This window comes from Bacillus sp. FSL R9-9410 (genome assembly GCF_038050385.1).
GTDB lineage: Bacteria > Bacillota > Bacilli > Bacillales > Bacillaceae_G > Bacillus_A > Bacillus_A cereus_U.
The window spans coordinates 1,972,777-1,985,140 of sequence record NZ_JBBOTV010000001.1; the positions used below are offsets into that span (position 1 = coordinate 1,972,777).

Sequence of the window (12,364 nt, forward strand, 5' to 3'; positions counted from 1 at the left end):
GTGACAGTCTGTTTTTTAGTATAGAGGATTTTGGTGCGGGCAATTTGGAAAGGCGTGTATATCTTGAATTTGTCTAAAGTCATAATGTTTCATTGCAAATTGACCTTGGTAAAGGTATTCGTAAACAAATAATTGACTATCTTGACCGCCACATAAAACGCCGGAAGTCCCTTGCCCATTCATGAGAGAAACACCAACAGGGCGTCCGATTAAGTATGGTACTTTTTGCTGCCAATGCATAGGGGAAACACTCCTTTTGAGTTACTATACGAATTTACAAATGAATTGTAACTTATCCACGTCAATCTTAAACTGGAGGGTTTAATAAAATGTCTAGAAATCACTAATATGAATGAATTAATAAAAACCGCTATAATTCTTAATGAATTTATAGCGGTTTTATTAAAAATTTAAGCAAGCTTTTTACGTTTTTTTGCCCGCTTTTTTATTACGAAATATAAAATAATAAGAACAACCCCGCCAATAGCGAAAGATTGCACATATGGTCCAGCAACGTCATTTATATTACCCCAGTTTTCTCCAAGTGTTTCACCTAAATAAATGAAAATGATAGACCAAGGAATAATCGCAAGTCCTGTTAAAGTAATGAAACGTGAAATTGGCATTTTTGTAATCCCGGCAGGAATTGAAATCGCATGACGAACGACTGGAATAAAACGTGCAGTGAAAATTACGCCAGTTCCGTAACGATTAAACCAATCTTCAGCAGCATTAATTTGTTTTTTATGAATGAAAATATACTTTCCGTAACGTTCTAATACAGGGCGACCACCGTATCGTCCAATCCAATAAACAAAAACTTGGGCAATAACGCCGCCAATTGTACCGAATATAACTGCACCTACGAATGAGATACTTCCATTTGATACTAAGTAACCTGCATACGCTAGGACAATCTCACTTGGGATAATCTCAATCATAAGTCCAAGCATTATGCCCCAATAACCTAATCCTTCAAAAAATGTTAATACGGAATGAATAAAACTACTTAACATTGTTGCACCTTCTAGTTCATAAGTTTTTTCAAGTGAAAGTTCTTTTTATTTAATAACATAAAAATTTCACTATATGTAAATTATACCTCATTTAATGAATGTATCGCTATTTTAATACTTTTTATGTCTTGTATTAGTTTTCCTAGTACTTATAGTAAACGATATAAATTGAGTTTTCATGAAGAGAGAAGGAAAGGATCAGTAGACCGAAAATTTTGTATAATGATGTAAGTGTTGAATTTACAAAGGGGGAGAAGTTATGCGTTTTACAGATCCTATTTACGGACCAATTACTATTCACAATAGAAATATCATGCGATTGATCGATACTAAAGCATTTCGAAGGTTGGCCTATATTAAACAACAAGGACATACATATTTTTTGTTCTGGTGCGAATAAATGATAGATCACAAAAACGAGAACGTTAGTTCTTGTTTTTAGAATAAATATTTTGTATGCTAAAAAAGAAGTGATTTTTAGAGGAGGCGTTTGGATGTATCGACAAGTGGATGATTTTTTAAAAGAATGGACAGTATCTGTAAAAGGGACAGTTAAAGTATTGCAGGCCGTAACAGATGAAAAATTAGGACAAAGTATTGTGGAAGGACATAGTGTACTTGGCTGGTTAGGCTGGCATTTGGTAGAAACAGCAGGTTATTTTAGTCATTTAGCTGGTTTAACTGTACCAATGATTGATCATAATGAACCAGTTCCAGCGACAGCAAGAGAAATTACAGTAGCTTACGAAAAAGTAGCAGAGGCAGTCAAGCAAGAGGTAGCCAAGCTATCAGATGAGGACTTGCTAACAGAAATAGGTATTGAGAGTCTCCCAACAAAAGGCGCAGTACTACGTTTCTTAATTGATCACCAAACACATCACCGCGGCCAGATGATGTTACTATTACGTCAAGCCGGCTTATCAGTACCGCCTGTAATGGATCCAACAAAAGAAATATAATAACGACAGGGTTCCCTCCTGGGGGAGTATTATTTAAAGTTAGACTTTTTATTATGGGATTGCTTTGTTGGTTTGAGTTCGGTATTGTACTGAGCTCAAACCAACAAAAAGTCCAAGTCCCCCATAGAGGACGTACACAAACTTCTCTTCGCTCCTGTGATTTTTCCCTTCATCTCCCACTGTACTATAATAAAAAAACTAAACTAGAGGTAGGTACGCACATGATTCAATTAACAAACCGCCAGGCGCGACAATTTCTTTTGTTAAAACATGGACTTTTAGGTGACTATAAATTTAGCGGGAAGCAGGGCGTATTGGACTTTGTTCGGCAGGCTAGCTGTATTCAATACGATCCCATCGATGTTTGCGGAAAAAACGCCGAATTAGTGCTACAATCGCGAATCAAGGGATTTACTAAGGGCATGCTCGCTGAGTTGTTGTATGAAGATAGAAGCCTTGTTGATTATCCCGACAAAAACCTAGCCATTATCCCTGTCGAGGATTGGCCGTATTTTGAGCGATACAGGAAAGCCGCCCGTCAGCATGCCGAACGCTATCCCGAAATGGAAGTATTGACAACGCATGTACGGGATCATATCCAAAATCACGGCGCGCTAAGTTCAAGTGATTTAAAATTGAGTGGAGACTTCTCTTGGCAATCGGCCATCCATTGGAGCGGTGGAAACAATACATCTCGTTCGGTACTGGAACAGATGTATTCAACGGGTGAGTTAATTATCCATCATAAAAAAGGAACGCGTAAATATTACGATATCGCCAAAAGGTACATCCAGCCAGATTTGCTGAATGCACCAGATCCGCTGGATGACGAGCTTGAGCACCATAAGTGGCGGATACTGCGTCGAATCGGTTCTGTAGGTCTCTTATGGAATCGTGCATCAGATGCATGGCTGAACATATGGGGGTTGAAAGCAACACAGCGAAACGAAGCTTTCCGCCAGCTATTGCACGAACCTCGCATTGTTGCTGTCGCTGTTGAACAAACGAAGGATAAGTTGTACTGCCTCACGGAGGATTTACCGCTTATTGAAGCCGTTCTGCAAAATCAAGATCCGAAATTACGTTGTGAACTTATTGCCCCCCTTGATAATTTCATATGGGATAGAAAACTTATAAGCGAATTGTTTGACTTCGATTACACCTGGGAGATTTACACGCCTGCAAACAAACGAAAATTCGGCTATTACGTACTGCCTCTACTATATGGAGAGAACTTCATTGGACGAGCCGAGATAATCGCGGAGCGAAAAACTGGAACGCTCGTTATTAAAAACATCTGGTACGAGAAAGGTGTGAAGCAAACAATACAATTGCGAACAGCCTTGAACAGTTGTGTCCAAAAGTTCGCGTTATTCAATGGGTGTGAGGCGATTTCGGCAGAAGCTATGAACTAATATTTCCTGTGCTGTCCAGCAAATAATTATTTGCCTTGGCGGTTCTGGTGCAAAAACTATGAAGTATATGAAAATGGTTTATCAAATTTGGACATACTGATACTAGCACTCTAAAAAACGACTTTCTTGTTAAATTGTTAAGTATCTTACATCGAGGGAAAACAAGCATAACCCTGTTCTCAATATACGACAGGGTTATGCTTGTTTTCGTCTTTGAAATTAACAACCTTTTTGTTATAAAAAAATAGAAGCTATTATGCTTCTATTTTTTACGGCTTCACATCTAAATTTTGTAAAAATAACGTTGCTGAAACGTAACGTTTTGCTAGCATTTGTACATAAGCGGTATGTACAGAAAGCGTGGCGATAATAATAGCGTTACGAATTGCTTCGCGTTGTTCGTTATTAATTTGATCGAACTTACTTGCGATTTTATCAGCTTTTTCTTTTACAATATTTTCAATCGTATGAATGGTATCTGTTGCATTTAGTTGTAAGCAATTCCCTTGATTCAGTTCTTCAAATAAAGAAGAATAAGCTACATATAAATGAACAGGGTTAATTAAATCATCACTTCGATCGGCCGGGTCATTTACGATGAGTCGTAATAGTTTACGAATGGATTCAAAATCAAGCGCTGTTTTTAAATCTTCGACAATGAATAGTAATGCTGCTTGTTCGATTGAGTATTTCTTCCCTTTTTGAGGGGAGCCAATCATTTCTTTTATATCTCGTTTCACCCAGTTTTGCATAGCAGTTACAGAGAAACTTGTGTTTTCAATCTGATTACCAAGCGCAACTATTTCATTTAAAGAAAAACCGACATCCGTATCATCGATTTTAATTAATTTTTCAAAAATAGGTGAAAGTGCGGTTGTAATAAAAGCTGTAACGCTTTGTCCGCTTTCAATATCTTTTTTATGTGACTTTGCCCAAGCTTCTTGTAAAATACTAAGAGGCTTTTTCGGATTCCATCCTCTAAGTGATAGAAGGAGCGTTGCCATTTCGTTTCGTGTGAGATGAAATGTTTCCATCTTTTCACCTCCAAAATTATAAAAAGTTCTTATGAACTTATAATATGTTTTGTTTCATTTAAAGTCAATTCCGTTTTTCTTAATTTTTCCTTTGTTATGGAATTATTGTCGTAAGTAAATAATACTTGCATATTTCGACAAAAGTTCATATAATAAGTTCATAAGAACCTTTAAAATGGTTTTAAAATAAATCTATCATTCTTGTTTTAAAGAAAGGTAGATTTCACATATATCTATATAAAAGGAGAATGGATATAATATGTTGAAAAAACTTGTAGCAGTAATGACAGCATTCATGGTTATCTTTGGAGCTAGTAGCTTTATGTTCGTAAATCACGCGGAAGCGAAAAGTTACAAATCTGGTAAAAAATCATATACACCAAGTTCTGGTCAAAATTCAAAAGTTGATTTAAACAAAAAAGATTCTAATGTAAATTCACAAAAAACGACAACAGATTCAAAAACAAAAGCAACAAACACAGCACCAAAAAGTAATAAAGGTGGCTTTATGAAAGGTTTATTACTAGGTGGTCTTGGTGGTTTACTAATGGGTAGCTTATTTGCAAATATGGGAGCTCTTGGTTCTGTATTAGCGTTTATGGTAAATATGTTATTAATGGCTGGTATCGTAATGTTAGCAGTTCGTGCATTTAAATACTTCAAAGATCAACGTAAGAAAAAGGCAGATGAAGTAGCATGGAAACAATAAAAATTTCTGAACAAGAGCTTATAAATGCGCTTTGTATATATATCGCTGAAAAAAGACAAGTTGGTCCAGAAGAAGTTTCAGTTGAACTAATGTATGATGATGACTACGGTTTCTCTGCAGAAGTAGAGGTAAATGGTCGCCAGCAAATATTAATTCAAGCGAACTTAATCGAAGCACTACGCTTACTACTTGATCGAGAATACAACGTCAATTCATTTGCGGCAAGATTGCAACTTGAATTAGATGATGAAGAAGGTATTTACGCATTAGCGAAATTTAATAACTCAAATGAGTAGTGAAAAGAGCTGTTGAGAGTAATCTCAGTAGCTCTTTTCAGTATGTGCATATGTAGAGGAATAATCACACCAAAGTGCATTCATCTTCCGTCTACCAACATCAATCATTGGATTAAATTGAATCGCTGCTTTTTGACGAACAGAGTGAACGTTTTGAATTGCTTGTTGTAATTGTTGGTCGACTACGTCACGTTTCTCACTTGCATGTTTAGCAATAGATAGACCTGCAACTGTTCCTTGCGCCATTGCGATTTTTCCGCTTTCAATGCCAGTAATATTTCCAGCAACAAATAAACCTGGAAGAGAGGTTTCCATTTCTTCTGAATGAAGCGGGACATGCCCGCCAAGTTCAGGAATGTAATGGAACGGACAACCAGCTACAGCGGCAAGCTCAGCAAGCGGATATAAACCTCCAGCGATACAAACGAAGTCTGCCTCATATATCTTTTCTGATCCGTTAATAATATTTCCTTTAGAGTCAATGTTAGCAACACGTACACCCTCAACTTGATCTGTACCGATAATTTCAAGTGCAGCTTTACGAAGATGAAGCGACGTCCCGTTTATTTTCATGCCGCTATTTGGATAAAATGTTAATCCAGCTTTTCGAATCCAATCATATTTCATAAAACGGCTACCTATACGTAGGAAGGGAGATGGGGCGAGGTGAGCCGCATTTAAGAGTGAGTTTAAAACTTCTTCTGGTTCACCGGCCTTTTGGCTTAATTCGCTTTTTTCAGGGAGTACAATATGATCCACTGTGATTCCAGCTAATTGCAATTCGTTTAAAATGGCGAATGACAAAATATTAGCACCGATAATGATTCCTTTTTTACCAACTTGAACTCGGTGAACATTTGTCATAACTTGAGCTGCGCCAATTGACATAACCCCTGGAAGTGTCCAGCCAGGAAGGGGAATAGAATACTCCGCAGCCCCAGTAGCAATAAGTACAAACGGAGCTTCTAGCATACCGATATTTGTATGTACGAACCAACAACTTTCATCTTTATCTAAATTATAGACGGAAACACCGCACCGAATATCGACTGAAAGTGCTTTTGCTTCTTCATGAAGGCGCTTTGATTCTTCTATTCCGTTCCACCATTCCCCAGTAGGCTCTTGATGCAACTGTCCTAACAATCTCCCGCCCGGCTTCATAAATTCATCAATAACAAGTACGTTAAGTCCAAAACGTGCACAAGAGATGGAAGCTGATAATCCTGCTGGTCCTGCACCAATAATAATTACATCGATCATCGCTTTTTCACCATCTCTCTCACGATATTTGGATGCTGTTTTCCGCTTTCAACAACCATATCGTTTTCAACTACAGTTAAGCAAGCTCGTACGTTCGTTTGATTGTTTACAGTCACGCGGCATTCAGAACAATGCCCGATATTACAATAAATACCTCGCGGAGTTCCGCTATCTTCATGCACTCTTAACGTTCTTATTCCGTTTGCAAGTAGAGCGGCTGCTATCGTTTCATGTTCATATGCTTCATATTGTTGACCATTAAATTGAAAATTGATACGCTGACTACTATTTAAACTACCTAAAATAGGGTGATGTGTAATTCTACTCATTGATTGTCACCTACCGCTCCAAAAGTAACTGCACGCACTGGCGGTTGATATTTTAATGGAATTTCATTTTGGGATATGTTAGGATTCGCATTTTCTACCATTCGTTCTATCGTCATTCTACATGTTCTGCCGCCGCAAAAACCCATACCAGCACGTGTTCTTAGTTTTAGCTCACGAGCTGAGCAATTATATTCAGCAATTGTCGATTGAAGTTGTCCGTATGTAACTTCTTCACAACGACAAACAATTAAGTTCTCTTTATTCGTCATATGTATTCCTCCTCTAGTTCGGTTTACACAAATTATTATGCAAAAACTATGCCAATATAGAGGAGGAGAGGGGTTATTGTAACCCCAGTCTTTTTAAACGGTTATATAAAGTGGCCCTCGTTACCCCAAGTTGTTTCGCACATTCTAATTTATTACCATCTAAAATACGTAAAGCTCTTTCAATTACCTTTTTCTCGTGCTCATCCATTTCTTCCTGTAAAGAAAGAATCGTATTATTGTTGCTGAGTAATAGGGAATGAGCCGTATGATTGTCTAAAGTATCATTTGTATGAAACGGTAAATATTCTTGTTTAATAATACCGTCCGTCGCAAATACGACGAGTCTTTCAACTACGTTGCGGAGCTCGCGAATATTACCAGGCCAATTGTAATGAAGCAGTTCATGCATAATATTTGAAGGTAAGTCGCGAATAGGTCTGTTATAGTTTATTGAAAAATCGTTTAAGAAGGAATAGGTTAATTCGATAATATCCTCTCGTCTTTCGCGTAGTGGCGGAATATGCAAGCTAACTACATTTAAGCGATAGTATAAATCTTCTCGGAAAGTTCCTTTTCTCATTTCTTCTTGTAAATCACGATTTGTAGCAGCGATAATGCGGAAATCAATATGTATTTCTTTTTCTCCACCAACTCGGTAATATTTTCGTTCTTGCAGTACACGCAAAAGTTTCACTTGCATATCAAGCGGCATTTCTCCAATCTCATCAAGGAATAAAGTACCGCCTTGCGCGAGCTCTATTTTCCCTTTCTTACCTTTACTATTTGCACCAGAAAACGCCCCGCGCTCGTAACCAAATAATTCACTTTCAAATAACGCTTCAGGAATTGCACCGCAGTTAATTGAAATGAAAGGGGCATTTGTTGTCTCACTTGCTTCATGAATTGCTTTCGCAAACACTTCTTTTCCAACTCCGCTTTCGCCGAGTATTAAAACCGTGGATTTCACTGAACAAACCTTTCTAGCTAATTGAATCGTTCGTTGTATAACAGGGCTTTTTCCATTCATCGTAAGGAAAGGATCGGATGTATCTTTATATTTTGCTACTTCTTGTTCTAATCGGTGCATTTCATGCGACATATTAAATAGTTTTTCATTCAAAGCGACTTGATTTGTAACATCAGTTTCAGAAACGACTGCTCCTATAATTTCATCGTTACAATAAACTGGATTGGAATTAATTAATACGAATAAATCAGGACGAGGCTGATGGAACTGAGCGATTATGCTTTTTCCGGCATGTAATGATTGTAAAATTTCTAAATCTTTATAATCAAAAAAACGTGTAATGGGTTGTCCGATAATTTCATTATGGTTGACTGAAAAAATCTTTTCGGCGCCATCCGTCCAAGTACGAACGCATTCTTTATCATCGATGACTGTAACAGAAGAATCGGTTGTTTGAATAACAGTATTATAAAACGCTTGTAGTTCATTGTAATACTTATAAAGAAAAGGGAGCGTTTGCTGAGCAGTTATACAGCATATAGGTTCTTGAGTTTCGTTTATAATAACGACCGCTGAATAGCTAGAAAAGGCTTCGATTAAAGCAGTGAAAGAGTCATTTTCATATATAACTGCGCAACTCCATTCTTCAGTAGATGAATGGATGTAATAAAATTTTTCATCTACCTGTTTCATGTGCTTAAACACACTTGTACGATTAATTGACAAAATTTTTATAAACTCTTTTATTGTTGGAAATGAAAATGTCATAGTGTCCTCCTGGTATGTATAAAAATTTAGACAGTGATAAAAAAATAATACACCTATTTACGATAAATTTAAAATATTTTTACAAATAAAAATTATTTTATATAAATAGTTCTGTATGTAGAGTTGGCACACCAATTGCATAAATAGATAGTGAGAGATTTAGGAGAAAGGAGGGGTGCTATGTGAGGCACTGTGACGTTTTAATAATAGGTGGCGGCATAATTGGCTGTTCGATTGCTTATTACACTTCGAAATACGGGAGAGACGTAACAATCATTGAAAAAGGGGAATTTGTTAGTGGGACGTCTTCACGGTGTGACGGAAATATTTTAGCGATTGATAAAGATCCAGGGTTTGATAGTCAAATGTCGTTAGTAAGTCAAAAATTAGTAACTGAATTAAGTGAAGAGTTGGAGCACTCATTTGAATATAGGGCGCCAGGAAGCATTCTCGTTTGTGAATCAGACGAAGAAATGGAGGCAGCACAGCAATGGGTAAATCGTCAAAAAGAGGCTGGATTACCGTTTCGAATGCTCGATAGGCAAGATATAAGAGAGGAATCACCATTTTTTGCAGATGATTTATTGGGTGGTTTAGAATGCGCAACTGATTCGACTGTAAATCCATATCTTCTTGCTTTTTCACTTCTTGCAGAATCGAAGAAATTTGGTACGAAAGCTTTTAATCATACAGAAGTGAAAGAAATAAAAATAGATATAGACGGTTCCTTTATTGTAGAAACGACAAATGGAACGTTTACTGCGAAGCAAGTGGTGAACGCAGCTGGTGTGTGGGCTCCTAAAATCGGACAAATGTTAGATGTAAATATCCCAATCGAACCGAGAAAAGGGCATATTATTGTAGCTTCAAGGCAACAACATGTAGGTTGCCGTAAAGTAATGGAATTTGGTTATTTGATTTCTAAATTTGGTGGAAAACGAAAAGTGGATGCTTTAACTGAAAAGTACGGGGTGGCACTTGTATTTGAACCGACAGAAAGCCAAAATTTTTTAATTGGTAGTAGTAGAGAGTTTGCAGGCTTTCATACGAGGATAAATAACGAGGTTATTAAATGTATTGCGAACAGAGCAATTCGTTTTTATCCGAAAATGGCAGATATGATGGTGATTCGTTCATATGCTGGATTACGCCCGTGGACAGAAGATCATTTGCCGATCATTTCACGAGTGGAACATATTCCGAATTATTTTATTGCAGCAGGACATGAAGGTGATGGAATTAGTCTTGCAGCAGTTACTGGGAAAGTGATTGAAGAGTTATTAAATGAAAAAGAAACAATCATTCCTATTGAACCACTTCGTTTGAGTCGTTTTACAGAAAGGGTGTTAAACGGATGAGATCACAAAGAGTCTTTACGACAATTGATACACATACGGGCGGGAATCCAACGAGGACATTAATTAGCGGACTTCCTAAGTTAATTGGAGAGACGATGGCAAAGAAGATGTTACATATGAAAAAGGAATATGACTGGATTCGCAAATTGTTAATGAATGAGCCACGTGGTCATGATGTAATGTCAGGAGCGCTGTTAACAGATCCGTGTCATCCTGAAGCTGATATAGGTGTTATATACATAGAGACAGGTGGATATTTGCCGATGTGTGGCCACGATACAATTGGTGTATGTACAGCTTTAGTTGAATCAGGTTTAATTCCAGTAGTTGAACCGGTTACTTCTTTAAAGCTAGATACACCAGCTGGCTTAGTTGAAGTAGATATTTCTGTTCAAGATGGGAAAGCGAAAGAAGTCTCCTTCTGTAACATACCAGCTTTTTTACTGGAAAATATTTCTGTACACGTCGAAGAAGTTGGAACTGTAGAAGCTGATATTGCATATGGAGGGAATTTTTATGCCATTATTGATGCGAAGTCAGTAGGTCTAGAGTTAGTACCAGAAAACGCATCTACAATCATTGATAAGGCGATTCATATTAGAAATACAATTAATGAGAAGTTTGAAATCATTCATCCGCAGTATTCGTTTATAAGAGGATTAACACATGTTGAATTTTATACAGATCCTACTCATGAAAGTGCGCATGTGAAAAATACAGTTGTTGTTCCGCCAGGGGGTATTGATCGATCTCCATGTGGTACAGGAACATCAGCGAAGTTAGCTGTATTATACGCTCATAAAAAAATCGATATTGATGAAGAATTCGTTCATGAGAGTATCGTGGGCTCTTTATTTAAAGGGTGTGTCATAAGTGCGACAAATATAGAGAATATTGAAGCTGTAGTAACGAAAATTACGGGATCAGCTTGGCTTATGGGCATGCATAAGTTTTTTTACAATGAAAAGGATCCACTTAAAGAAGGCTTTTTGCTAATTCCGCCGATGGAACATGAAACGGAGGATGTAAAATGAACATTCAAAAAATGTATACAGCAGTAGACGTACACGTAAATGGTGAGGCATTTCGTGTAATGAAAGACGTACCATGCAAATACTACTACAGTTTGGAGCAATTAAACGAACAATTTTCAGGTGAATTAGCAGAGGAAATGAAGCTTTTATTAAATGAACCACGTGGTTTTATCGGTTTAAATGGATGTATTGTCGTTCCTTCTATTCATAATGAAGTGGATGCAGCTGTATTGTTTTTTAATCATGAAGGATCCATTCCTCTTCATTACGGAGGCATTGTCGCAGTAATAACGATGTTGCTAGAAAGCGGGTATTTAAAAAAGAGAGAGTCTAATCAATACAAAATCGAAACGCTATCTGGAATATTTTCAGTGGATGCATATGTAGAGAATGATGAAGTTGTATCTGTTTCGTTTGAAAGCAAACTATGTTATATGATTGAGACAAATTTAAAGGTTGGTAATATAAGTTACTCTCTCATACAGGCAGATAAAGTATATGCAGTTGTAGAAAAGGATACGTATTCGCCAGAAATCAGTATTGAAAACATCTCTAAATTAAAAAAATGGGGTGAAACTACACTTCAAGTTATACAAAAACAGTCATTAATAAAAAGACTTATTTTAGTAGATTCTATGCAAAAAGAAAAGAACCATATAAAGTCGATTACATTTCATGAAGATAACTTTATAGTACGTTCGCCGGGTTTTGTTTCTACTATTGTGTCTTATGTTCATACATTATTTAAAAATGATTATATAGCGGATAAACCTTTTAGAAATGAAAGTATTTTTAATAGCTTTATAACAGTAGAAAAAGTGAAGAAAGAAGAACTCGGATACATTTTTCGATTTGAAAGTAGAGGGTTTATTACAGGTATGCAAACATTTATATTAGATCCTACTGATCCGTTTCCAACAGGTTTCTTATTAAAATAATATGTTAAAGGG

At 36.9% G+C, this 12,364-nt stretch carries 14 protein-coding genes and 1 pseudogene; 8 read left to right on the top strand and 7 right to left on the bottom strand.

Annotated features, from left to right (window positions below; translation table 11 throughout):
• Positions 1 to 15 precede the first annotated feature (15 nt).
• Positions 16 to 240, bottom strand: coding sequence for a hypothetical protein (locus tag MKX77_RS10350; protein ID WP_341306549.1), 225 nt, complete (start codon positions 238 to 240; stop codon positions 16 to 18).
• A gap of 170 nt (positions 241 to 410) precedes the next feature.
• Positions 411 to 1,016 (bottom strand): DedA family protein, encoded by a 606-nt coding sequence (locus tag MKX77_RS10355; RefSeq protein ID WP_341306550.1) that lies wholly within the window; start codon positions 1,014 to 1,016, stop codon positions 411 to 413.
• Between the two features lie 259 nt (positions 1,017 to 1,275).
• Between MKX77_RS10355 and MKX77_RS10360 the strand changes: the two are divergent.
• From MKX77_RS10360 to MKX77_RS10370, 3 genes and pseudogenes are all read left to right on the top strand, one after another.
• Positions 1,276 to 1,401, top strand: a pseudogene (locus MKX77_RS10360) (HD domain-containing protein); the annotation flags it as partial.
• Positions 1,402 to 1,510: 109 nt separating this feature from the next.
• Complete coding sequence (locus tag MKX77_RS10365) at positions 1,511 to 1,975, top strand: DinB family protein (protein ID WP_341306551.1); 465 nt, start codon at positions 1,511 to 1,513, stop codon at positions 1,973 to 1,975.
• A 221-nt stretch (positions 1,976 to 2,196) separates the two neighbouring features.
• Positions 2,197 to 3,390, top strand: a complete 1,194-nt coding sequence (locus tag MKX77_RS10370; RefSeq protein WP_341306552.1) for a winged helix-turn-helix domain-containing protein — start codon at positions 2,197 to 2,199, stop codon at positions 3,388 to 3,390.
• A 269-nt stretch (positions 3,391 to 3,659) separates the two neighbouring features.
• Here the strand turns inward: MKX77_RS10370 and MKX77_RS10375 are convergent, their stop codons facing one another.
• Positions 3,660 to 4,424, bottom strand: coding sequence for a DUF1836 domain-containing protein (locus MKX77_RS10375; RefSeq protein ID WP_002110340.1), 765 nt, complete (start codon positions 4,422 to 4,424; stop codon positions 3,660 to 3,662).
• 259 nt (positions 4,425 to 4,683) lie between these two features.
• On the opposite strand from MKX77_RS10375, the gene MKX77_RS10380 reads away from it, so the two are divergent.
• Both MKX77_RS10380 and MKX77_RS10385 read left to right on the top strand, forming a co-directional pair.
• Positions 4,684 to 5,133 carry a hypothetical protein gene (locus MKX77_RS10380; protein ID WP_341306553.1) on the top strand — a complete coding sequence of 150 codons (450 nt, stop codon included), beginning with the start codon at positions 4,684 to 4,686 and terminating at the stop codon, positions 5,131 to 5,133.
• Positions 5,121 to 5,429 (top strand): YxcD family protein, encoded by a 309-nt coding sequence (locus MKX77_RS10385; RefSeq protein ID WP_341306554.1) that lies wholly within the window; start codon positions 5,121 to 5,123, stop codon positions 5,427 to 5,429. Before MKX77_RS10380 ends, MKX77_RS10385 begins: the two co-directional genes overlap by 13 nt.
• A 24-nt stretch (positions 5,430 to 5,453) precedes the next feature.
• Here the strand turns inward: MKX77_RS10385 and MKX77_RS10390 are convergent, their stop codons facing one another.
• The 4 genes from MKX77_RS10390 to MKX77_RS10405 form a co-directional block, all read right to left on the bottom strand.
• A complete protein-coding gene (locus MKX77_RS10390) occupies positions 5,454 to 6,689 on the bottom strand; it encodes an NAD(P)/FAD-dependent oxidoreductase (RefSeq protein WP_341306555.1) in 1,236 nt (411 codons plus the stop codon).
• Positions 6,686 to 7,018, bottom strand: a complete 333-nt coding sequence (locus tag MKX77_RS10395) for a 2Fe-2S iron-sulfur cluster-binding protein (RefSeq protein WP_199673674.1) — start codon at positions 7,016 to 7,018, stop codon at positions 6,686 to 6,688. The genes MKX77_RS10390 and MKX77_RS10395 overlap by 4 nt, the downstream gene beginning before the upstream one ends.
• Entirely contained in the window at positions 7,015 to 7,287 is a 273-nt protein-coding gene (locus MKX77_RS10400; RefSeq protein ID WP_002012972.1) for a (2Fe-2S)-binding protein, read from the bottom strand. The genes MKX77_RS10395 and MKX77_RS10400 overlap by 4 nt, the downstream gene beginning before the upstream one ends.
• A 73-nt stretch (positions 7,288 to 7,360) precedes the next feature.
• The gene (locus MKX77_RS10405) at positions 7,361 to 9,022 is read right to left on the bottom strand and encodes a sigma-54 interaction domain-containing protein (RefSeq protein WP_341306556.1); all 1,662 of its coding nucleotides are present in this window, start codon (positions 9,020 to 9,022) and stop codon (positions 7,361 to 7,363) included.
• 182 nt (positions 9,023 to 9,204) lie between these two features.
• Here MKX77_RS10405 and MKX77_RS10410 point away from each other — a divergent pair, with 182 nt between their 5' ends.
• From MKX77_RS10410 to MKX77_RS10420, 3 genes are read left to right on the top strand one after another with little or no spacing between them, the layout of a single operon-like run.
• Positions 9,205 to 10,380: an NAD(P)/FAD-dependent oxidoreductase gene (locus MKX77_RS10410; RefSeq protein WP_341306557.1), complete on the top strand. Its 1,176-nt coding sequence runs from the start codon at positions 9,205 to 9,207 to the stop codon at positions 10,378 to 10,380.
• A complete protein-coding gene (locus tag MKX77_RS10415) occupies positions 10,377 to 11,414 on the top strand; it encodes a proline racemase family protein (RefSeq protein ID WP_341306558.1) in 1,038 nt (345 codons plus the stop codon). Before MKX77_RS10410 ends, MKX77_RS10415 begins: the two co-directional genes overlap by 4 nt.
• Complete coding sequence (locus MKX77_RS10420) at positions 11,411 to 12,352, top strand: proline racemase family protein (protein ID WP_341306559.1); 942 nt, start codon at positions 11,411 to 11,413, stop codon at positions 12,350 to 12,352. Before MKX77_RS10415 ends, MKX77_RS10420 begins: the two co-directional genes overlap by 4 nt.
• Positions 12,353 to 12,364: the final 12 nt, after the last annotated feature.

Excerpts from the sequence above, each read along its gene's own strand:
- MKX77_RS10365 (WP_341306551.1), top strand. The coding sequence starts at position 1,511 with ATGTATCGACAAGTGGATGATTTTTTAAAAGAATGGACAGTATCTGTA.
- MKX77_RS10355 (WP_341306550.1), bottom strand. The coding sequence starts at position 1,016 with ATGTTAAGTAGTTTTATTCATTCCGTATTAACATTTTTTGAAGGATTA.
- MKX77_RS10420 (WP_341306559.1), top strand. The coding sequence starts at position 11,411 with ATGAACATTCAAAAAATGTATACAGCAGTAGACGTACACGTAAATGGT.
- MKX77_RS10395 (WP_199673674.1), bottom strand. The coding sequence starts at position 7,018 with ATGAGTAGAATTACACATCACCCTATTTTAGGTAGTTTAAATAGTAGT.
- MKX77_RS10380 (WP_341306553.1), top strand. The coding sequence starts at position 4,684 with ATGTTGAAAAAACTTGTAGCAGTAATGACAGCATTCATGGTTATCTTT.
- MKX77_RS10350 (WP_341306549.1), bottom strand. The coding sequence starts at position 240 with ATGCATTGGCAGCAAAAAGTACCATACTTAATCGGACGCCCTGTTGGT.
- MKX77_RS10390 (WP_341306555.1), bottom strand. The coding sequence starts at position 6,689 with ATGATCGATGTAATTATTATTGGTGCAGGACCAGCAGGATTATCAGCT.
- MKX77_RS10415 (WP_341306558.1), top strand. The coding sequence starts at position 10,377 with ATGAGATCACAAAGAGTCTTTACGACAATTGATACACATACGGGCGGG.
- MKX77_RS10385 (WP_341306554.1), top strand. The coding sequence starts at position 5,121 with ATGGAAACAATAAAAATTTCTGAACAAGAGCTTATAAATGCGCTTTGT.
- MKX77_RS10370 (WP_341306552.1), top strand. The coding sequence starts at position 2,197 with ATGATTCAATTAACAAACCGCCAGGCGCGACAATTTCTTTTGTTAAAA.
- MKX77_RS10400 (WP_002012972.1), bottom strand. The coding sequence starts at position 7,287 with ATGACGAATAAAGAGAACTTAATTGTTTGTCGTTGTGAAGAAGTTACA.
- MKX77_RS10405 (WP_341306556.1), bottom strand. The coding sequence starts at position 9,022 with ATGACATTTTCATTTCCAACAATAAAAGAGTTTATAAAAATTTTGTCA.
- MKX77_RS10375 (WP_002110340.1), bottom strand. The coding sequence starts at position 4,424 with ATGGAAACATTTCATCTCACACGAAACGAAATGGCAACGCTCCTTCTA.